This window comes from Anaplasma platys, assembly GCF_012790675.1.
Lineage (GTDB): Bacteria > Pseudomonadota > Alphaproteobacteria > Rickettsiales > Anaplasmataceae > Anaplasma > Anaplasma platys.
Genome location: NZ_CP046391.1, coordinates 732,518 through 755,234, shown reverse-complemented (window position 1 = coordinate 755,234; position 22,717 = coordinate 732,518). Strand labels below are relative to the sequence as shown.

Below are 22,717 nucleotides of genomic sequence, written 5' to 3'. Positions count from 1 at the left end.
TGCGAGTATGTATCATGCACGACTACCGACAAGACATGTTGCCCTTTAGGCAACAATAGCACGGTACCAGAGCACGTATTCTAGTATACGTTGTAGCTTTGCCAAAGTCCACACGTGAGTATAAAACCACGCGTCAGTAGCTACTTTATGCCTCATTTATTGAGAAGCACACAACGCAAGCCTGCTCTTCTAAAGAGATGACACGATGCTGTGGACGTTCTTGGTATGCTGTTCACCTACCATGGCAACAGCACAGCCGGTTGTTGTTGATGCTCCTGACAAGGTGCCAGCAGGTCCTGGTTGTTGTGTTTTCACATTTTGATTTGCGGGTCTTCCAGCGCTCTGTGCTTGTCCGCTAGATGCAGCGACATCGCTGTGATCTGATTGACTGAGTAGTGAGATCTGTTCCGTGAGACGATGCCAAGCATCAATCGCCTTTCTCGCCAAATGAGCAAACAGTGAGTTGCTCATAGTGTGCTTGTCAAGCTTTCTTTCCAACTTAACAAATAAGTCCTCTAAACTTTTGACAGCTTGTGTAAGAGCTTTCGCAGCTTTTGACATTTTTTTCTTATCTCCGTTTTCCTTCTTCAAGCAGAATTTTTCCACATGAGCATCGAGTTTGAGTAAGCCCTCTAAAATATTGCTGACACACTTCCTGAATTTTGCGTATTTTCTCTCTGCGCCTTTCTGTTCTTTTAGCCCCCTAATGTGGCAAATTGTCTGAAACAAGGGGTACTTGTAGGTGGAGTGGCCGGGGGCACGCTGCCCATGGGTACTCAGTGTGCGCGTAGCGTAGTCGCAGGTGTACTGCGCCAACTCCTGGTCTACGATGTTATTCAGGGCTCCTATAGAACCATTTGATTTTTCACTCATCATGGTCTTGGCAGTTTCTATCTGCTCAAGTAGAGCGCGCTCAATTGCTCTTCGGTGTTCCTGGCTCTGTGTGTCGGAAAGTATTCCGGCTAACGCTGCAATACAAACTGCGCATCTCTTTAGTGCCGCGCTGTCAATATTTACACCTTTCGCGGTTTTATCCCCATGGCCAGCAATAGTCAAGCATGCATTTATAACAGCACTAAGAGCGCTTCTGCAGCTTTCAACATGGGCAACTTCAGAGCTTTGCGTGCTGCTCGACTGGGTAGGAATGGTGCGTGCTGCATTAATTGACTTAATGCACAGTGACAACGCCACAATACAGGTTAACACACGGCGGATCAGTTCATTATCTTTCCCTGTTTCTTCGTTAGGTATGCATTGAGGCAGGGAAACAACAGAGTTTAGCAGCACCTCTTCCACAAGTGGCGACGTATATACACTTCCAGTTAAAACAGAAAGGTCACTAAGTCTTTTTAGTGCTCCAGATATGATACCGTGGTTTTGTGTGTCAAACACTTCACTGCGTGAGAGCGAGTTCAGCACCGGTACAACATCTTCTATCTTCTGCTCAATGAATAGACTATCGCGACGACGCGACTCGTAAATTAACCTATGCACCGAGCTATAATAACAAGGAATCTTTGAGTCATTTTGCTTTATATCCCGATGCAAATCTTCCTGAGTTTCTCCAGTACTCATCTTTACCTTGCGACCTAAACACAATATTCTCTTTTTACCATATATGTGACACAAAACAGTACTGTTAGTGGTTTCTGAGCCGGTTTTCGCATAAAAATCATGATCTTCAGCAGGAACGGATTTTCCACCTAAACACCCTTTTAACCACGCTCCCCTTTTTGACTTTTTGCTATTGGAGTTCGACTTTATCGCGTCTTGTTCATGCTGTATATCATGATCTTGTGTTCCTCCCGCCTTCGGGTTGTTACTGCAGGAAGTTGCAGCTGATTGAGTATCAATTGTGGCTATCAATGATGTACTAGGTTGCGCAGTTGCAGAAGATAAATTAGATGCTTGTGCTACACTGCTACCTGAAGTTTGCAGCCCACTACTCGCGGATTGATGGGTACTATATTCTGTTGTACCTCTACTAACACTGATGCAGCCTCTATCTTGGGAGGCACCTTTTCCGTCATCGGAAGAAGAGCTACCTGATGGGTTGCTCTGGAGCCCATGGTCCACAGCAGCTGGCTCTCCGTTTGATGTTGAACCACTTTTTGTGGGATCAGTTGCGTTGGGACTATGCGAGGTTGTTGCAACTGCAGGTCCTGTTACCGTTTCTCGCTTGACCGGCGTGTTCTCAACTGTACCTGTGCTGTTAGCTACAGATGGGGTACAGCAACTTGGTGCTACCGTGCATCTAGTTGTAGCTGTATCACCATTGCCTGCGGGGGTTCCCTTATTAATGGCTGGTGCAGATACGTTATTGGGATAAGCGGCTGGTTGTTCTACTCTGGAACTTGACGTCTCACTTGCGCTGCTGGAAAGCGTCGCTGTACTGTCGTTATCACCATCACAGGTTGTACCTTCATTGGTACCAGAGGAAAAAACTTCTGTGTTGACAGGTGCGGTGTCAGTATCTGAAATACCATATTTTGTACTTGTTGCACAAGAGCCATCCGTGCTAGGTCCAGCGCTAGAAACTTTTTTCAATGGATCAGCAGTTGTTTGCAGACTTATTTTTTCCTCAGAAGTCTTACTGCCCTGTGTTTGTGCAGCTACGAATGTATCAGAACCAGATTTTCCTGTATTCTCAAAGGGTGATTCTTGGGCTGGTGTGAAGCTACTGCAAGATTGAGTCACAGCAGACACTTGTCCTTCAATCAGAGTGCAACCTGCGTTCGTTTCATTAGCATCAATGCTAACATTGGCATGGGCATCTAAGGAAGCACCTTCTAAAGACCCTTGATCCGGAGAGCATGTAAGTGATTCTGGTGTAATCTCAGCGGCAGGTGGATGAATGGAGGTGATGTTTACTGCCCCTACATTTAAGACTTGCTGGGATACAGTAGCGTGCTTCAACGTCGTACCAACTTCCGTCGCTGAAGGTGCGACAAAATGTTCAACGATGGCACTACAAGGTGACGCATCCCCACTTCTGGGCGTAACAAGCGCTTTTTGAGAAAGTTGTGTATCCCAGGAGGCCTCCTGGGATACTACGCTGAGATTGTGCTGCTGTAGGTTTTGCTGTTGGGTGGGAAGAGTCACATTCCAGGCAGAGGGGGAAAAATATGTCTTGATGGTTTTGTAGAAGATATCTCCTCTGTTTCGCTGGCGTGCATCTATATTTAGAAGGTATGTAGCGCCGCCAACATCCGGGCAAACAGCAATCTGTGCTTCTTCTTCGTCTTGTCTTGACAAGGTATGGTCAACCTTTGGAGCAATAGTTGAGTTGAAAAACGACTGTATTTTACTTCCCGTCCCATGTGGAGTATCATGAACACTTTTCTCGACAGAGGAACCTGGAATTAACGCAAGGGATGCCCCCTCCCAAAAGGACACGAAAGCTTTTTGAGCTAAACCTGCAAAACGGTTTGGAAGCTTCTCAGAGTCAGATATGTCTAATATAGACATGAGCTCACGTGAAAAATTGACAAATTCCTTTCTTGTTTCGATTTGCTCGGAATTTGAGTTCAGTGCTTCGATTCCGACATCTTCAAGATTTTTAAAAGCGCTCTCAAAGACTGCTTCCAGCGCTGAGAAATTCTCCAGAGCGCAATCAACGTTTTCCCTTAGAGTTCTGAAAGAAGATTGCTTCAGCTTTGGGCACTGCGAATCAAGCAATTCATCCATGGCCAGCATAGCTCCTGCTGACTGCAGCAGATTCAATCTCGCTAGATCTGTCCGTAGTTCAAGTCTATCTGTTCTCTTATAAGCGTTTCCTTGTAGCTGCCTCAGTGCTAATTGATGTGCGGGAAACAATAAGTCGCGCCGCAAGAGCTCTAGATTCCCTGCATTTGGATTGTCCATCATTATGCTATCTATAGCTAGGCCATCGACGAACGCCAGCGCTTCATCTAGACAGGCAACAATAACATCAGTGGTAACGCGTTTCGCATTTTTGCTTTGTATGTTGTCAACAATTCCAGCAAACTTCCCAATGGCAACTGCGTATCGTTCCAAAGCACATCGTACGTTCATGTCTGAGCAATCTTCAGATTCAGCCAGGAATAGGAGAGAATTTGCTACTGCACTGAGAGCATTTTTAGAACTTGTTACTGCTAATAGAGATATATCTTCTGGTTTTTCGTTTTCTTCTTTATCTGGGTGTGTTCCGGAGCAAGCTATCTGTGCTTGGATGGACTTCAAGTAGCGGCATAGATAGACCGCAAAGCTTTTTAAGGAAACGTGTGATTCCTGGGGTGTAGTGGAATCGGAAGCAATAAATGGTGAGATTTTGTTGACCATGTAAAGTAGCTGGCGTTCCAACTCTTGTAAAGTAGCACTACTAAGAGCTGCACCCTCTTTCATGCCTTTTAACAGCTTTAGTGCCTGTTTTCCAGAGCTTTTGATCGAAGACACAAGCTTTTGTTTATTGGAAAAGTGATGCGAAACAGCTGCTACTAGACCTCTAATAACAAAGGTGACAGACTTTACTATTTCTTCTGCATCAAGATCTTGAGTTTCAAAAATCAGCTTATCTATGTAGCTATAGGGAGACGTAAGGTAAACTCCATCAGCTCGCGCCTCGCTGCGTGCATCCTCTATCATTTCCTTTCCCCCTTAATTGTTCTAAAAACTAAAACACTAGGGATTCAGCCGCAGGTGGCAAGCACCTTGCGCAAGATCAACTTGTGTCGGCTTGATAAAACTTACGTAGACCACGCATGGCACGGCAGTACTGCGCACAACCGCAACCTGCGCTCACGCAACTCACTATTTGTATACCTGAAGGGTAGCAGCGAATACAACGAAAAAATCACTGTTAAGGATGTTAAACGTTAGTAAAGTGCCTTTCGAGGCTGGTTAGTATGCGCGACGTAAGATAGTAATTTCATTAAGTAATTTTAGCAGCGTTACACACGTTCTACGTGTAGTATGCTAACTAAGTTACTGGTTTTATAGCTTTTCTAGATTTGTCATGCACTGTGTTACGCTGACACTGTGGAGAAATCGGTCAGGACAGTGCAAAACACTCTTCTGGAGAATATCTTTGCAAATTTTGCCTTTATGAGTTAGTGCCAAAATGCATGGTTGTTACATTTCTATTCGATAGCTGCGAGAATTCAGAATTTCTAAGCGGATGCTGGTGGCTTGCTTTAGAGACACCTGTATTTGCATTGTGCTAGCCACGTTTGGTAAATGAAGGTCCAGCATTCGGCTTTTCTAGCTATACACAAAATAGTTACACCATGTTGGAAGAGATGAGAGCTTTTCTATCCGCAGATTTTTTTCCGGCATCATGTTGATGTAGTTGCGGCAATCCGCCAGTGTGGTGTCAAGTTTGCGTGATCTTCCTCCTGAAATTAGTACTTTAATCCCTATTCCTTTTGGTGAGGTTATAGGTAGTCCCATAACGCGAGGGTTTCGGCGCAATTGGCAGGAATCCTACTAATAAGGTTTAGTGGGCTTGATTAAAGCATGGATGAGAAAGGGAAGGGAAGCGTTATACGCCGTGATAGTGTAGGAAAAGCCCGGATGCAGGTGCTATTATTGGTTTCCTTTGTGTTATCAAAAAGGCGCTGGAAGCCACAATCAATAGGTTATTACACGCCGTTTTGCATCTATGATGCTGCTTTCAAACGTGAACAGCCACTTGTGGCCCAGTTGTTGTGTTGGAATTGGAAGTAGACAAGGAAAACTGACTCCTAAGCAAGGCTTCAACTATGGATGACTTGTCCGAAATTTCAAATTTTTAATCCTACCAAACGAGATGAAAGTAGCTGGGTGTAATACACAGTGCTTAGAGTGAGGGACTTTGCTCTTGCTGTTATTATGGGAATTATCAGTTTATGTTTCGGATATCCCGCAGTTTTCTTCTTGTACCAAAACTGTTTGCTGATGTTCCACCTTGGGATACATAAGAGCGCTGCTTGGTTTGCAGCTGGGGTGAGATGGCAAAGGTTGTTTGCCAGTGCTTGCATTGGGCAACTCAGAACCTAACCCAGACGACGGGTCTGCAGCTTCTGTTGAGAGTTTATTGTCATACTTTGTGCTATTGTTTTTCATATGGAATACGATAATGGATATGATGTTATAAATTTTGTTAGGCACTTCAGTAAAATGTCCTGCGCAGTTCCTAAACCTTCTTTCACATTTTTTGAGAATTCCTCTTTGCTGTGCGAGCTGCATTTTTGTTTCTGCGACTTCTCCAGGGTATGTCGTCAGAATGTCAGTGAGGGAATTATCCTGGGCATTTTGCGAAAAATCGTCTTTGCTGCCGAATCGTGAAATAATTCTTTCAGCCGACAGTGTTATGCCTTGAAGGGCGAGATGTACTTCTTCGCTTGAGTCAAAGAGTGTTATAAATTGCGCCCTTTTTACTATGTTCAACACGCTGTTCATTGCGGTGGTTATTTGGTCTATAGTTTTGAGGTTCTTAGAGTGCTTAAAAGAGAATTGTATGCTGACTGTGCCATGAAGTGCATTGTTGTAACATAGAGGCAGAGCATTTTTAAATAGCCTGCAGATTTCGTGTATGTCGCTTTTGGCAGATTCTATCTGTTCTCTGGTTATTGGCATGGGGAAAGCTGTTGGACTTTTTTCTAATAAAGGGAGCAAGCTATCTGCAAAGCATAATCCTTCAAATAAGTTGTGTTTGGTCAGTAGAATATTGCCATGTTGGCGCCCACGCCTCGTAGTTGTTTGATTAGGGATATATAGCCTGCTGCTGTTATTGTGGGTGGTAAACCTTTTTATACTGTCCATCAGCATAACATGAGCTTCAAATGCTATTTCAATATAATGTTTATTCAAGCCGTTATATGTAGGAGAGTGCTTAATTTTTGTAATCATTTGCATCAGTGTGCTGGCGCGAAATGATAGGTGACTAGCAACAGCGATAGTAGCGTTTGCAGGGGTTGCTGCGCTAGCTATTCTTGACGTGTATACCGCAACTTGGGTGTTGCGAAAACAAATTCTGCTCCTTCTGCCATAAGTGGATTTTTCTAGCGCGCTTACCACATTGGCTAAAGTATCCATAGCCCTATGTATTCTTCCAGCTTCTCTTGTTGATGTTTTGAAATTTTTTTGCAGGGATTTTTTGGAGTATCTCTGCAAAATGTCTATGGCACAAGTTACGTAAATCAAAGCGTGTTCGACATTTTCTACATGCCAATTTTCTTGGGAAGTAAGGTGTATTTTACAGGGGTATAATTCATGCAATTTTTCCAGAATATCATAACAAATGAGCAATACGTTACGTTGGTCAAATTTGGCGCCTTTAGACGCCGACTTAGCACTTTGAACTAAGTCTATGGCGTTTTCTATGACAACTTCTGTGTAATGAATTAGTCTTGTGCGTGCCTTTTCAGTGTAAGAAGAGAAAGTAGACTCGTTCCTGCGGGCAGCATGAAGAGTTCTTAGCAAAGGGTGGGCGCATTGTCCGAGTAGATTTTCCAAAACACATAATACATTGCTTAATGAGATATCATTTTTTGATGCATTATAATTCGTGAGGTTTTTGATAAGGAGACTAGCAGAAGATTTAAGAGCACTTGTACCGTATAAGCTGATTACGGAATAGGCTGCGGGCTGCAGTGTAGCTATTGAAGGCTGCATTTTGGATGTTCCTCATAATTTCATAAGTTGCGTTATGTAGTGCCGCTAGCAGGTAGTAGACTAATGCACAAGCGTATATTTCTTTTCTAGTACAAGAGGTATGTTAGTGAGTCCATTGTGCCACGGTATGGGAGGGGATAGATACAAAGGACGTGTTCGTATATTGGTAAAACCGTGGGATTTGACGATGTTATAAGCAAAAATACGGCGTGTGATATATCCGATTTTTATTTAGGAAATATGAATAATAGCGACGTTTTATCATGTTGCTTTTTTGTAAGCGGGATTAAAAAAGCTTTTTCAGCTCTGATGGGCCATTTTGCTTAAGCGCGCTTCTTGTCTCTGGGGGAAGTATTACCCTCATTTGAGTGTGCATGTGCGAAGACGCAAATCTGCGTGCATAGGTCGAATTGCAGTATGTTAGGCGATGATCTTGGCTCATTGGGTTACGCATCGTATATTATCAGAGCCCACAATGCTACGAAAAACGTCATGCAGGTTTTGGGAAAAAGGGGATATAAGTGGAGAAGCACACATGTGTCGTCCAAGGGGCGCAAATATTTTTGCTCATCTGTGGAGTGTTGTATATTGGGAAGGGCGTTTCTTTTATTAACTCCGGATATCTTGCTAAGAATATTTAGGTGCTATTGCTATAGGGGAGGGGATTGGCTTTTTGCTTTATAAGCAGCGGTAAGCATTGCTAATTAACTGTATAAGATCTTGCCTAATTTTCATGAACCAGAATTTGTTGTTATATGTATAGACAGATAACGGCAAGAATGAGCCTGAGTGGTGCTGAATTTTATATGTTCATAGCCTGGTGTCAGTTGTCTGCTAGGGAGTGTTTTCTAAGGCATTATTACGATGCAGTATGGGCGTTTCACCATTGCTAATGTGGTGAAAAATGCGTTTCTCGTTCTGTTTTTATCTTCTTTGAAAGAGTGTTGATTTATATATTTTAACTGAATCAAGATCACTGGGTAAGAAGGAGATCCAGTTTACCCAGCGATCTTCTATGCTGCAGGCAATTTGTATTACAACTTCTGAGGAGATTCCCTGCCGTCTCGGGGATATGCGGGAGTTATGCTGAGGCAGTCTAATTCATTACCTATACTCTCGTATAGGTGATCAGCAGGCTGTATTGCGCGTGCGCTCATTTCAGGGTTTTCAACTGAGTGTCTTCGGGAACATGCCTCCAAAGCCCGGTGCATTCTTGCTCGTTGATCATATTGCCTTTCGTCAATCGTTGCAGGCATTCTATGTTTGCAAGGGACATAAGACTCTTCACCACGCGAGGTGGCAGGTGTTCTTGCTCGTACGTTTTGTGGTGCCGTGTAAGATATACCAGTGTGGTATATCTGTGCATCCCTATGTGCTTCAATGGTTGAGGCTCTACAATCTGCATTTGATGTTGAGAACCTACTTGTAGGATGGGCCCTAGGTACATCATAGTGTGTGCGGGAAGCAGAACCATACCTTTTAAAAGCACTGATTGTTTCTTCTGTGTCTTCTCTTAGAGTGTGTAGGCTGTGCCCGCCTCTCGGTGTATAGTAGCTACCCATTATGCCGGAACTCATCAGTCTTGTATTGTAGCAAGGGCGCGGTAAGTAAACTTGTGGGAAAGAAGGGGGTGTCTGTGAAGTGGTGATACCAGCGGTGTTTTGTTGATTTGTAGATGTATTGTTGTGGCTTACATTATAATACGGTGAAACGTATCGCGCATCGCCACTGACATGCGATGCTTCCGTGTAGCTATTTTGCGACACGTATTCCGCGCTGTCTATGCTGCCTTGCATTGGGTAGATTTCAGCGTAATTTAGCTGAGCCACTGGGGCACCTTCATCTGCGAAGAAATATGGAGCATTTTGCGCATAATCTTCGCGGACATAAAGCCCTTCAAACGCCCATGTTTGGGGTAGTTGCTCTGTGATTCTTCCTATACTGCCAACATCGCCATAATAATCTTCTGAATTTAAGGAATTCATTGAGGAACCAAGCATTTCATTGCGAAGTCGTAAGTCATACCGGTTATAACGCGGATTATCTTTCATGCACTGGTACTCGCCGGTGACTGTGGTCACCGCGTAAGGGGATGCCACGTTAATGTACTGGCTCCTAGAAGCACCAAAAGCTTTGGCAGCAGGGCAACGTACACTTTCATATGCATTTGCGATATTACAATACTCTACAGGGATTTTTGTTGCATCTGTTAGAGTCCTTGCATGCATCGTGCTCACGGTACTGTATGATATGGTTGTTTGTGGGCGCTGTTCGCTTTGTGTAAAGCTTTGCAGGACATTTGTTGTATTGCGGGTTTGTGAGGAGGCATAAATATATGAATGCGGAAGGCCCATGGGAGAGTACTTGCCTAAAGGTCGAGATACAGGGACTTGTTTTTGCCCAGCATGGGTGGTCTGTGGTTTTCTTTGTTGAGGCGCTGTTTCTTTTTGTAGGGAATCAGTTGCTCTTTTGTTAAGAGCTAAATGGGGGGCAGCAACTGCGCTAAAGGTTTCATAATCTTTATCGCAGCTGTCTCTAATGATCTCTAGGCTATCCGACCTTCCGAATACGTCGTTTTTTACGATGGCAACTCTAGGAGACGTATTGTTAACAGTTTCAGATACTGAACGCCGACCCCGCCGAACCGTTGCAATATTGGTGAGTTTATTTACAGGCGCTGTGCTGAGAGTGTTTCGTGAACTGTTGATAGTAGGGCTGGGATTACCAAGCAGGTCACTCCCGCTTTCAGCAATTTCAAGACTTTTTGACCTGCCACGCATAGTTTCATTTCTTATATCTGCAGCTTTTGACGATGAATTAGTTAAAGTTTCGGAGCGTGAACGCCGACCCCGCCGAACCGTTGCAATATTGGCGAGTTTATTTACAGGCGCTGTGCTGAGAGTGTTTCGTGAACTGTTGATAGTAGGGCTGGGATTACCAAGCAGGTCACTCCCGCTTTCAGCAATTTCAAGACTTTTTGACCTGCCACGCATAGTTTCATTTCTTATATCTACAGCTTTTGACGATGAATTAGTTAAAGTTTCGGAGCGTGAACGCTGCCGTCTCCTGATTACCGAGATATCAGCAGCTTGCTGCAAAAGCTCTATGCATTCCGGTGGGTTTGGGGAGCAACTACCATGCGCTGTTGTCTCTGGCGATATGTTGTGGCTAGTATCCACACTTTTTGTAGCCTCCACAGTATGCAAAGGGCTAACTCCAGGAATTGCCGATGGGAGAGCAGTGTTTTCGTTTAACGAAGCAGCATGGGTATGTCTCATGGCTAGGTCCCGCATGGGGGCGTTGCTGCCCGGAGTCCTAACAGTTTTGCTAGCATCTATATCCCCGGTAAATGCTGAGCTTCCGCGATATTTTCTTGAAAATACCGCTTCATTTGCAGCACCTTTTTCGGTGAATCTGTAGGCTGACGCGGGGGAATTATCACGCTGTGGTATTGGGCCATTTTCTATCGAGGTGGAAGCTTCTGTTGGCATCACCTTTCCTGAAGCTAGTTCACCAGCAGAGTCTTTACGAGACTCGTGTACGCAATTAGTATACACGTGGCCTTCACAAGCATGAGCAGGGAAACTTTGTGTGCGTTCTAAGTAGACTGTATTGCTTAATGTAGATAATCTCCGTGTATTGGTAGCAGTTGGTACATGGGGAAGATAACGCCGTATTGTGCCTGTAGTTGAGGACAAGATTGTCTTATGCGTCGATACTCCGAGTTCTGAATTTTGTGGGCATCTCATATCCATATAAATGCCCGAAGAACTAACGGAGTTTTTAGGAGTCGCATTCGACAACTCATTGCCACTTTGCGCTCTTATGTCTGGAGCGTGTGATGTGGAAGTAGCGGAAATCAGGCTGTTACGTAGCAAAAGTTCACGTATTGTTGGCGGTTTGCTCCTGCGCGGTGCCCTTTGTGCCGTTTCAATTTCAGGTTGTATTTCATTTGGCAAGGGTGGGAGAGGTCCAAATCTACCAGCAGTTCTCTTTCTTATAGCGCTTACAGACGTATCGCTTTCTTCAGAAAGCCTTCTCTTTTTTTCCACTTCTGTTGCGCTACCCTTTTTGGTACTTCGTGAGAGAAATCTCTTCAATAAAGACGGAGATAAGCTCTTTTTCTGTGGACTGCTGAGGTTAGTAGATTTTTCAGCTTTGAAGGCATTTTGCAGCGCCTCAAAGGATGTCGCTTCATAAGACGACACTACATTTCTGGCAGGAGGCTGTTCTCCTGGGAAGAGAGCTAGAGCAATGTTTGATCGTGTCCAATTATGGTCGTAAAGCTCCCGTGTCAAATCGAGTCTGTCCAAACATCTTTGAATAGAGATTGCAATCTTTTCTAAAAAATTATCTGTATCGTGTTCTGGTGAGAACCCATAGTCGCATTCTGTAACAAGTATTCGTCCAACTTGTTTGAGTTTTAGTGTTATGTAACACCGTGTTATATCGTCAGTGCCATGCATGCAAGATGAAAGCGCATCCGAAAGGTGTTTTTTTATTTCCTGTAAGGGGCATTTTAAAGGGCGTAGTTGACCAGTTTTGCAACTCTTCAATTTGCGCTTCGTGAGCATGATGCACTCAGAAAGGTACATTTGTGTTATGGCAAGATCGGGTATTCGTAAGTTGTGCTTTTTTCTACCTATAGAGTCGAGATTGTCAAAAGCTTTCAGAGTATGAATGAAAAACCTTGCCGCCAGTGAAGCTACAATTGAGTAGGGCTGTCCTGTGGTTTTTACGATATCAAACGTTTCTCCTGGCGTTGAGAATCCAGTTACTGTGCCGTTATCGATTGCGCTTATCACATACTGCAGTCCAAAAGGCGCCAGAAGGTATATGTTGTTTTTTTCCGCATCCGGAATATTTTTGCTTAAAAGGGTGGCTAGGGGGAAGAAACTCGAGGCTGCAGATTTCAGTAATGCTCCATAGTCACTACGTTTTATTTTATGAGAGCATTTTAAGCTGTATAAAAGCAGATCTTGCGCCCTGTGTACTCTGCTGCTATATTGCGAATTCAAAATATCAGCGGCAGCGGCATATTCCGTCTTGTTTTCCTCTAAGTTGTATATGTCGCATGCAGCATCTGATACGCTGTGTATTGCCTTTAATGTGGCGATTCTGCCCTCTAATGTGACGTTGCGTAGCAAGAATAATTCTCTAAGCTGCGACAATGCGACGTAGCAGTGCACTCGGGCCTGTGCCAACGCATTTTGAGGTGATTTTACATTTTTCACATACTTTTCATTGAGGATTTCCCAAACATTACCAAGCTCCACTTGCGCTGTGCTTATACGCTCGATCCGTTGTTTTTCTAGAGCTTGTCCTTCAACAGTATCCCTGTTTGGAACAGATGTTTTTTTCCGCGTCCAGAGGTGATATGTAGTGACGGACTTTTCCATTCCTCGGGCAATTTCTTTAATGTTTTGCATTATAGAAATTGCAAACTTTCTTTTGTCGGGCTGCGGTAAATGTGCACTCTCTGCACTGCTCACACTGCTTGATGACGAGCTATATGTCTCAGAGTCGCGAACGTAAGTTCTTGTTACGCCCTCTATTCTTTTTATTTCTATGCCATCAGCCTTATCAACACCGGGTTCAGCTTCAGTATTGGTAAAGTGCGCACTATTTTGCGATCTCTTCATTTAGCCCCCTATTCTTTCTTTTAATAATTATTGTATAAATATAAAGAATTTCTCGTATCTTATTAAGATTTATAAAAACAAGAACCTCTATAAGGCTTATAATGGCTACCTTGCAATAAATTTATTTACTTTTGCCAAGTGAAATTAATAAATGTCATGTATTGCAATAGGCGCATTAGGTTATTGAGGCCATGTAGATGTGGTAAGAATGTGTGTATTATTGCTTGCATGGGTAATCAGGGTAGTGTGTTGTTAAAATATGCCCCCTGCTTGTGCTTTTAGTAGAGGACTTTGCGGCAGGGGGCTCTATATGTTTTTATTTGTTGTGAGGGAATTAGGTAAGCCTCGATGGGAGGCTTAATATTTTTTGTAAGGCGTATATTTACGATGTGACGCTAGTGTATTTTCCCCTTAAATTTTTTGATGATGTTTTTGTGTGATGACAAAGTAAATCTTTGCCGACAGTCCGGCCATAACATTCAAACCTGCAATAGTTTTCACACAAATCTTCCTGTCTATAATTAATGATACTGTAAAAGGGCTTGTTCCCCGCTTTTGCGACGCGGGGGGCGTGGGGTAAGGGCAAACTTGGGGTCTAGATTACATAGTGTACCTCCTTATTTCTTGCCTCTCTCTTTTGGATCAAGGCTATTTACCAATCCTTGTCTCCCTCCATACCCTGAGCAGTGTCAATCTTTCCCTCTGCAGTACCTAGCCAGCCCTGATCGGGTCGTCATCAAATGATCACCTTGTCGCCGCATATCCTGCCCCGGCATGTTACAAAATCGCGAACAGAAGATTGTGTTTGTTCTAACCCCTGTAAAAGGTCTCTCTCTTTCTATATACATAGTGGTTTATACGGCTTCACTTGCCGGAATTTCTTTTGTGGTCATAGGTTTTTAGCGCATCATCTATAAAGGCAAGTTCTAAGTAGTGTGTTGTTCCGGCGAACTTAGATAGGGTCCTTTGCTGTCACTGCAGCATGTTAAATCTCACCAGGTGACCATCATTCCGGTGGTGAAGATATGGAATCGATGGAGCGTGGCATAAGCGCGCATATTGCCAGTGCATTGGCTCATGAATGAGTAATTCATGCTTGAGTAACCAGCGCTTTGGATAAGTCAAAGCTCCGTTGCACCACTCTCCTTGCTGGAGTCTTGACTAGCACTTTTTGTTATTTTGCTCAATTCTGATCGATTTTGTATGGAGTGCATTTTCTAAAATGAGAGCCTAAGTATATTCTGGGTGCGTCTACAGCTTTGGTGCATAGTTCCGAGCTACTAAAGCTGCTATGTCGCATTCTGTCCTCTAGAAGCAATCTTGTCTATTGTTATGTTAGTAACTGTTGGTGTGGGGCTTTCAGCAACCGAAGAACTCTGAGCGAACACTTGTGCACCATGGGTAACAGTTGACGTGCTATCAGGGCCTACGCTGCTGGGGGAGGTGCGAACTTGTGCCAGTATGCAAGATTCTGGAGGGGCTGTTTCATGATAGGAGTGTAGCAATGCTGATGATGCAGTGTGATTTGGTAAAGAATCGTTACTACTGTGAAAACCTTCCGGGAGGGCATGCACTTCTGCTTCTACTGTGATGTAGTTCATCCTTTCCTTTTTTCTCCTTTCTTGCATTTGTACTAGAAGCATTTTGGAAGAGTCCATCAAAGATCTTTGATCTTCCTCAATTGCGCTGCCGTGCTTTATGAGTGATATAGAATCGTATGACTTCCAGAGTGTTCGGCAACGCTCTTTTATACGGTTCCAAAATTTTCCTACAACAGAAAATAGGCGATTAAGGATACTTACAACGGCGTTTCGTATGCGCTTTATACGTGATTGACCGGCGCTGAAGTCAGGGGTTTCGGGCAGGGATATTAACTCGCGCCCATCACGTGGGAATTCTCCTGGAAACTGATGAAGGCCAGATATTTTGCTATCCCAGATTTTCGAATACAGGGGACTATCGGGATTTATTTTATCCAGAGCCCGGCGAACAGTGACGATGATTCTCTCCAACTGTTTGCGGTTAGTGCTTGTAATAGAGCTATCGTTGTGTAACTTTTCCAGTTTTATATAGGCTCCATTGAACAAAAGTTTAGTGATAGTTCTCCTACAAGCGTTGGGGCAATCCTGTTCGACTAAAGTATGGTACGCATATATTATATTATGCAGAATTTCCTGCATCTTGGTTTGGGTATCTGCGTTTCTTTGTGTTGGATTTGTTGTACCTGAGTCCAATGAGAGAAATGCCCCTGAAAGCACTATTGCTTCCAAAACATTCATTAGAATGGACGATTTGCGGTCGATGCGTCCACGAAGTCCTGGGGTATAAATCTCTCTATTACCACAGCTTTTCATTGCATCATTGCAGAAGTATGCGATCAAGGAGACAATGTCAGAAAATTTGTCGAAGATTCTGCATCTGCCGTCGAAGTCGCGACATCGCTTTAGCCTTTCTAATGCGGCTTTCATGTAGAAAGTAGAGCATGATGCCACATCGGCGTTGTATTTAGTGAAGACTGCTGAATCTGTAATAACACTAGATAATATCATGGACATTCTGAGAGCAGCGACGAACTTCATACCGTCTTCTGTGTTGTCCGGCAACTGTGAAAACAGGCACGCATTGAGCAAAATATTTTGCGCTCTCTTTATACAGTGCACAGCATTTGTGGGACATCCCGCATCACGCTTTGCCGGAACGCAAGTGCTTTGTTGTATGAGCTTTATAGTCTCAACAATGCCTTCCAGGGTATTGTGGACGATGCCCATTTTTGTTTCTTCGGCTTCCCAGTGTTCCTTTGAAGCCATAAACAGCAGTCCAAGGCTTTCATAAAATTTAACGAGATTACAAAAGAGCTTGTTCACCGCTTTCGCGACACAGGCGCGTGAGGTAAAGTCAAACTTTGGGTCAAAGACTACGGAGTATAATTCCTGCAGGATCTTTTTTGCTTCATGTATCCCCCTTACGTATTGCTTAGACTCAAAACACTCGGCAGCGCGTGATATCGATTCTATTGTTTGACCAAGGCACTCACGTATGGCGTATACCGTTAAGTCCAGTGACGGTTTTTCACTTTCACTCGTGATACATACTACCTCTTCTTGAGTAAGTATCGGTATTTCCCGAGCAGAATTTTCTGATTGGGGGCGAAAAAATCTTTGCGTTTCACTTGTCATTTTCTTTTGTTCCTCACAGTCGTCTTTCCCCCATGTCTACTTTGTGTTCCCTTGCACCATGCCTACTAACTATACATCCGGAAGTAAAAACTGTGCTTGGCTGCGCGCTATCAATTTCTTTCCTTTCGTTTTCCTTCTCTTCATCAAAGTGTGTCCTGGGCAATTCTGTGATAATGGTGCTGCCAGCCTCGCAACGCACTTGAGACCCAGCTTCACTTTTCTCTAGAACTTCAGAAGACTGCGTGCACGTTGAAAGCGTAATCACCAGCTTCGCAGGCCCCCCAAAACCTCCGTTGTTCCCTTGCTCTGCGGAGACACCTTGCTGCTTACCGGTGCCGCAATTACTGCTCACAGTCAACACTTTTCTACTTCGCTTTCCAGATTGCGATGGCGCAGCAATTTCGGACAGAGTTCCCACAAAGTGTATGCTGTTTATAGATCCTTCTTCCGTCGTAGGGGTTATGCTATTTGCTATACTGTCAAAAAATATAGGTGTGCTACTAAACGAAGACGTAGGAGAAAAGGTAGGCGGAGACATTGAGTTGGTGCTGGCAGCACGTATACCGTGGGGTTCTGCAGCGATTCCCTGTAAATCTGCGCATTGTGTGCTACCATCAGAATTCGCTTCAGCTGGGTAGTATACTTCTCCTGTGAGGATGTCTACCCCATTTAGCACAATTTTTCTTTGTTCTCTTTTTAACGGATGAGAATGGAAAGTTTGGGCCCTATTTTGCGGTGCGGTGTTTTTGCCGAGGAATCTAATTTTAGAAAAAAGTTTTTGTGTTATTGAAAGTTGTTTCCTAGCTTTAGCAGGCAAAAAACCTTTTAATGTAGCAGCATAAAGATGTCTTGCCTTGCGACTCACCAGTGCATGGTTGGTTGCGGGTGGATACTGTTCAGATTTCCACGAAGCTTCCTGAATTCCAGACGTTACGTTGTGAAATTCCTGATTATTGTTAAAGAAACCGTATATAGTTTCAGTAGACTGGCATTTTACCAGAGTAGATGTATTTAAGCTTCCTCCTGAGCAACTGTACAGAAGGAACGCAGCAATATGATGATTTTCGGGGACTGCATACAAGCTTGATATCATGGAATCTATCTTGCATCTGGGAAGCTGGTAATAATAATCACCGGTGGAGTATGTGTTTTTGGAACATGAGTTTTTTATCAGTGCTTTCAAGAAAAGTGGTACGTCATCACGGCTTTTAGGAGTTTCCTTTCTGAAGAGCGTCATAATTTTATCCACAAACCCCTGGGGCTTGATGGCCACAGGAAAGTCACTGTGTCCGTTCAGCTCATTGCGTAGATTGCGTTGAAAAAGGTCAAAAACCTCTTGATGCACCGCATCACCATTGGCGCTACACACAATGCAATTATTACAGATAAAGTCTATGGATTCCCAGTCTTGTTGTTCAAATAATGTTTCAAGAAGTTCAACAGGCGCTTTAATACTTACGTTTCTTCCATAAACACTCTTCATCTCTTTCACGACTTGTTTAAGGCCTACAAGTCCCCGATTATGTTGCCACCATGCAGCGCTCAGTGTGTCCCAAGATGTGTAGAGGTCAGTGTATTGCGGCTGGGTTTCCCCCGAGCTTTTTCTGTTCTCCGCATAGGCATGGAGCTCTTTTCGCAGGAAAGAGATCTCGTTTCTTAGCTGAGCTATTTGTTTTAGTTGGACCTTGCTGTGCTTGATCGGCGGTAATGATTTTTCGCTATCAATCGTAGATATACTTCCGATACAATGGCATTCCGCATTTAGGATATCAGTGTACCTTTTGCTCTTCAGGGACAACTTTGCAAGCTCCAGGCTCCTGCTGCAGAAGCTGTCCATATTCTTCCATGGCTGTGCTTTTGCGCTCGTGTTTTGCGAAGAGTATTGTCTCATATTTTCGAGCAAAAGCCCTATGCTCTCTACAGAACCTTTGATTGAATTTGATATTTCATCTTCGGAAAGTGCACTTGGAAAGAGTGCCTGCTTTAAAGAGACAATGGTTTTGCAAAACCAACGACTGAGGCTCGATTGTTGTCCCGATTCCACGATGTCGATCAACTGGGGATCACAGGTGTCTTTTTGTCGTACTGTTAGGTCTGAAATCTCGCTCGGAAATGCTGCTATTCCAGAACCTTCTGAATACAAAGCTTGTGGATAACCCACTTCTTTTTTCAGTGCATATGAAGATCTTTTTAGCAATACGGATGCCTGTTTTATAGCCTCCATGGCTGCTGTTTTTGATGGCTCGCATTCCTGTGACTCCTGCACCAACTCTAGCAGGCGCGGAGCTCTTGCATATATTTTATCTATACTTTTGGCGCCTTTCTCGGGATCGGTAAAGGCAATTCCCGCGAACACATGTGTGTTTATTAATCTCTCTAAATCTTTACACGAATCTAACAATGCAGTTGGTGGATCTTCTTCAAAACACCTACTGGCGCGTTGCATGCTCTGCAAGGCTTCGTAGAGGTTTAGCAGCAATGTTTCCCTCTTGGTAATATCACAGAGGGTGGGGCCTTTCCCCAAATGTTCCCTGGAAGCATCCTTGCTCCATGACGTTGCATGCTGGGTAAGTAGCGCTATTATTGATATGTTGGCTGACAGCGCTGCTTGTAAGTGGAGATTATATGTGCGTGAAGATGCACCTGTATCAGCAGCTCTCTCGCTTTCCGTAGCCTGAAAGCTGTGAACGGTACTCAGGTCTCTTCTGCAAGACTCAAAAGCATCCCGGGCAATTTTAGCAATGGAGTACCCTTTTATGACTTCAGAGTTTGTATCGACGTACTTTAGCGTATTCAGAGCTTCGGCGGCACTTTTTTGTGCTTGCAGCAACAGTGTCTTTCTGTGAGTACAGGTTTCTTCGATGAGGGCATTTTGTAGCGCTATATCTAGCATGTTTGCGCAGCGCTTGATGCTGTTGAGCAACGTCATTGATGCAGTAACTGAGACAGGGGGCTTTAAGCTGCCTATCGTTGTTAATGCTCCTAATATAATAGAGGATGCGCTCTTAAGCGATGTGCAGTAAGCATCGGCATCAACGCATAGCGACTTAGCATGTGCCACGCGTGAAAAAGCGAGTTTAAAATTGCGGATGACGCTTTCTGCGCTTCTTATGGGACACTCAACGTTGACTATATTTTCCAGCCTATCGACAAGTTTTTTGCACTGTTTTAAGTTAGCGGCAATGGATGAAGGTATTGGTTCTGATTGCCGAAGTGGACTAGCTGCGGAATTGGACAGAGTAGCAACTTGGGTTTCACTGGCCGATCTATGTGTTGGAGAGTGCTCTCCATGGGCCGGTTCTGACTTTATAAGGATAGTCTCCTTGGCAAGGTTTATAATGTTTTCTGCACAAACCCTAACAGTTTCGTCCACATTATGCAGTGAGAGCAATTTGTTGCTACATGCTCGAATTAACGGTGTTGCGCGTTTTTGATATTCTTTTATGGCGTCTTTTTTTTGTGTTCTTTCTAAGTTCTCTTGCAGATCGGCAACCATAACTTGCATCATGAATAATGCCTGTTGATTGCTGTTACTCTCGGTAGCAGATATTATTGCAATAGTGCTATTAACAGCCTCTGATGCTGCATTGATGTCTGCGAGCAACCTGTGTTCAGAGTCGGACATCTCTTCCATACGAGTCTTGCGATCTTCTACTGTTTTAGAAATGCATTCTAGAGCCAGATTGCTCTGTTCTAGATAAGTGCGCAGCTGGCCCGTGTTCTTTAAGGGCTGAAGCTCCGGCATTTCTAGCCCCCGTAGTTTATATTCTGGAAATGGACGTATCCCGGGTTCATCTTGACGTTGCTGCATTGCTGATTGAGCGCTGGAATCGCTGCCATCTGGAGGCAATGCAGTAACGTCTTTCCCGAAATCTTGCCCACTCTTTAAAAAAGCCCCACTTTCAATGAGGTGTAAACGCACCAATGAGTACACCACGCTTGTGAAACCGTTGATTTCCCTTGCACTACTTAAGCTAGAGCAGAGTTCCAAAACCTTGTTATATATGGCATCTGTGCGATAACCACTTTTAAGAAGTTCATTTACGAGTAACAGTGCATTATAGGCGACTTTGAGGGTGTGCCAGCTGTCAGGGCAAGCGTGCATTAAGCAGCTAGTCCTTCCCGGAGGGTGAGGAAGATGGTGGTCGAATGGCTGCGCATAGTCGATAGGGTTTTCAATACTTGCAAGAGCAGAAAGCAATCCAGACAACCGATCAAAAAAAGGTTTTGGTTGCATTTTTTTAAAATGGTCAACGTTTGGTTTGAGGAATTTCAAGGGAGTGTTGCTATAGGTGCCAGCATGCGAGTTATAATGGTTTATTATTTCCGCTCTGCGGCTTTGGCCTTTCTCACATAGATAATCCTCCGTAGCGTTTAGGTATGAAGTCATGGCTTCGTCGGGGGAGGGTGGCACGGAAGGTAGCGCAGAGTATATGTCGCCATGGTCTAGGGTTATTGCTTGTGACGCGTCAGACCCTGTGTGTCCAAGTGGTTTTTCAGTTGCGCATTGTAAAATCTGCTCACGTATATCCTGTGCGCAGTTTTTAAGTCCGATTGTACAGCCATGTTTGTCTCCGAGAAGACCAGTTGCAACATCTGCAGCTATGGTCAAAGCGGAATACACTTCCGAGCAGGATTCATTGCTAATGCCATTTTTTTCTAAATTTGCCATACATGCTTCGGTCAGCATCTGTAACTGCAAGAAGCGTAGGTCCGGCTGAAGAGGTTGGCTTTCCTTCGCAAACATTAAGTACTTATCTAGTACAAGTAATTGAGATATCACCCTACTGGCTGTGTGGTTTTTTTCTTTTATATCTTCTTTGCTTGAGCCAGTTAGGGATGCGACAACTGATACGGCAGACTCGTACATGTGTCTTATATCGTCATGTGCTTCCTCCAAAGATTTATCTAGCAGCATTGCCATTGCTTTCCTTACCACTATGGCCATGGCCTCAGACATCCTTGTATTGTTTATTCCGCATACGTGGGGAATTTCAGACATTTGCAACAAAGATGTGTCTCTTTTTAGACGTGCCGCAATTATTTCATAGCCCTGGTAATCGCGAATCGTGTTATATACGAGGAACGAACGCTTTTCCACATTGAGTACATCGTCAAGTACCTTTTTCATGGTGGTGTGTGGATCTTCTATAGTCCTTATCTGGTATGTAGAACCATCCCGTCTTGTATGATAAATTACTTCTTCATCACTGTTTCCGGCATTAGGAAATGCAGACCTTATATCAGCTCGACGGGATAAATTGCTTTGTTGTGTCTTATGATTCTCCACTTTGTGAGCCATTTTCTTAGTTCGCTTTGAACCAATGCCACAATTTTACTACTATTTGGAACATAAAATACATTTTATTAAAAACTAGGCAATTTTTGTCTTCCGTAGAGACAATTGACTTTAGATTGTTATGTGCATGCATTATGCATGCTCCAATTACATTTTTCTTTCCAGCTCTATGGCGCTGAGTTTTTCATGGAATTTCCGCAGTGCCATAGTGCAGTACCTGTGAGACTTTTGTGGCCAGCTTCGGGTCTTCTTTGTATTTGTGAGTTCTATATCTATCTTGCTGCATTTTAAGCGAATGTGTTTGTGGTGTTTTTAGGACTACCCAGCATATAACTCTAATGAGGCTCCGTAAAATAGTTCAGTTGTTTTTATGTTAGAAACTGCTGCTTTATGTAGCAAAAACGCCGTTTTGGTGCCTAGTGTGTTTCAGCTAATTGGCTGATTATCATCAGAGATCCTGCAGACTGTGTTTTCCAAATTATTGTACTGGAATTTAAGGCCAGATATTCCCTTATTAGGCAAAGGACCAACTTTGCCAATGGGGCTCAGACGATGAAGTACACGCCAATTTATGGATATTTCGTGTGTAGCTGTTCTATGTGTGTTGCAAATGAGTATAGGCAGTCTAGAGGACGTAGCATAATGCACGGCAGTGTGCTGTTACAATATCCGCGATGGAGCTGCATATTTTGTGTAATGCAACACGCACATTACCAAGCCGTTCCTTAACTTCGTCACAACGTATTCCAGCAGGCAAAAGCCATGTGCCTTTTAAGCTCCCTTTTTAGACTATTAGGTTGGAGTGTCATTACAAATTCGTCTCAGGCATCTTGTCGGCGTTCAAGCATATTTTCTGTGGCTGGTCTCTATTAGATATGAACGTAATTTTATGAACTTATGAACATGTGGCAACTAACAACACTTTAAGAGAACGTGTTTGGATATAGGATGGGCTCAGGCTAGTTTTGTGTAAGTAGAAAGTGGGA

General features: G+C 43.8%; 6 protein-coding genes. 1 reads left to right on the top strand and 5 read right to left on the bottom strand.

Translation table 11 applies throughout. The annotated features are described in order from the left end of the window. Nucleotides 1-189: 189 nt before the first annotated feature. Nucleotides 190-4,605, bottom strand: a complete 4,416-nt coding sequence (locus ANPL_RS02975) for a hypothetical protein (protein WP_169193290.1) — start codon at nt 4,603-4,605, stop codon at nt 190-192. Nucleotides 4,606-5,844: 1,239 nt separating this feature from the next. After that, nucleotides 5,845-7,614, bottom strand: coding sequence for a hypothetical protein (locus ANPL_RS02970; RefSeq protein ID WP_169193289.1), 1,770 nt, complete (start codon nt 7,612-7,614; stop codon nt 5,845-5,847). 417 nt (nt 7,615-8,031) lie between these two features. Between ANPL_RS02970 and ANPL_RS02965 the strand changes: the two genes are divergently transcribed. Then, nucleotides 8,032-8,298 carry a hypothetical protein gene (locus tag ANPL_RS02965; RefSeq protein WP_169193288.1) on the top strand — a complete coding sequence of 89 codons (267 nt, stop codon included), beginning with the start codon at nt 8,032-8,034 and terminating at the stop codon, nt 8,296-8,298. Between the two features lie 350 nt (nt 8,299-8,648). Here ANPL_RS02965 and ANPL_RS02960 read toward each other — a convergent pair whose 3' ends face one another. From ANPL_RS02960 to ANPL_RS02950, 3 genes are all read right to left on the bottom strand, one after another. Beyond that, the gene (locus tag ANPL_RS02960) at nt 8,649-13,256 is read right to left on the bottom strand and encodes a hypothetical protein (protein WP_169193287.1); all 4,608 of its coding nucleotides are present in this window, start codon (nt 13,254-13,256) and stop codon (nt 8,649-8,651) included. A 1,289-nt stretch (nt 13,257-14,545) separates the two neighbouring features. Further along, on the bottom strand, nt 14,546-16,432 hold the full coding sequence (locus ANPL_RS02955) for a hypothetical protein (protein WP_169193286.1): 1,887 nt from the start codon (nt 16,430-16,432) through the stop codon (nt 14,546-14,548). Nucleotides 16,433-16,445: 13 nt separating this feature from the next. Then, nucleotides 16,446-21,734: a hypothetical protein gene (locus ANPL_RS02950; protein ID WP_169193285.1), complete on the bottom strand. Its 5,289-nt coding sequence runs from the start codon at nt 21,732-21,734 to the stop codon at nt 16,446-16,448. Between the last annotated feature and the right edge of the window lie 983 nt (nt 21,735-22,717).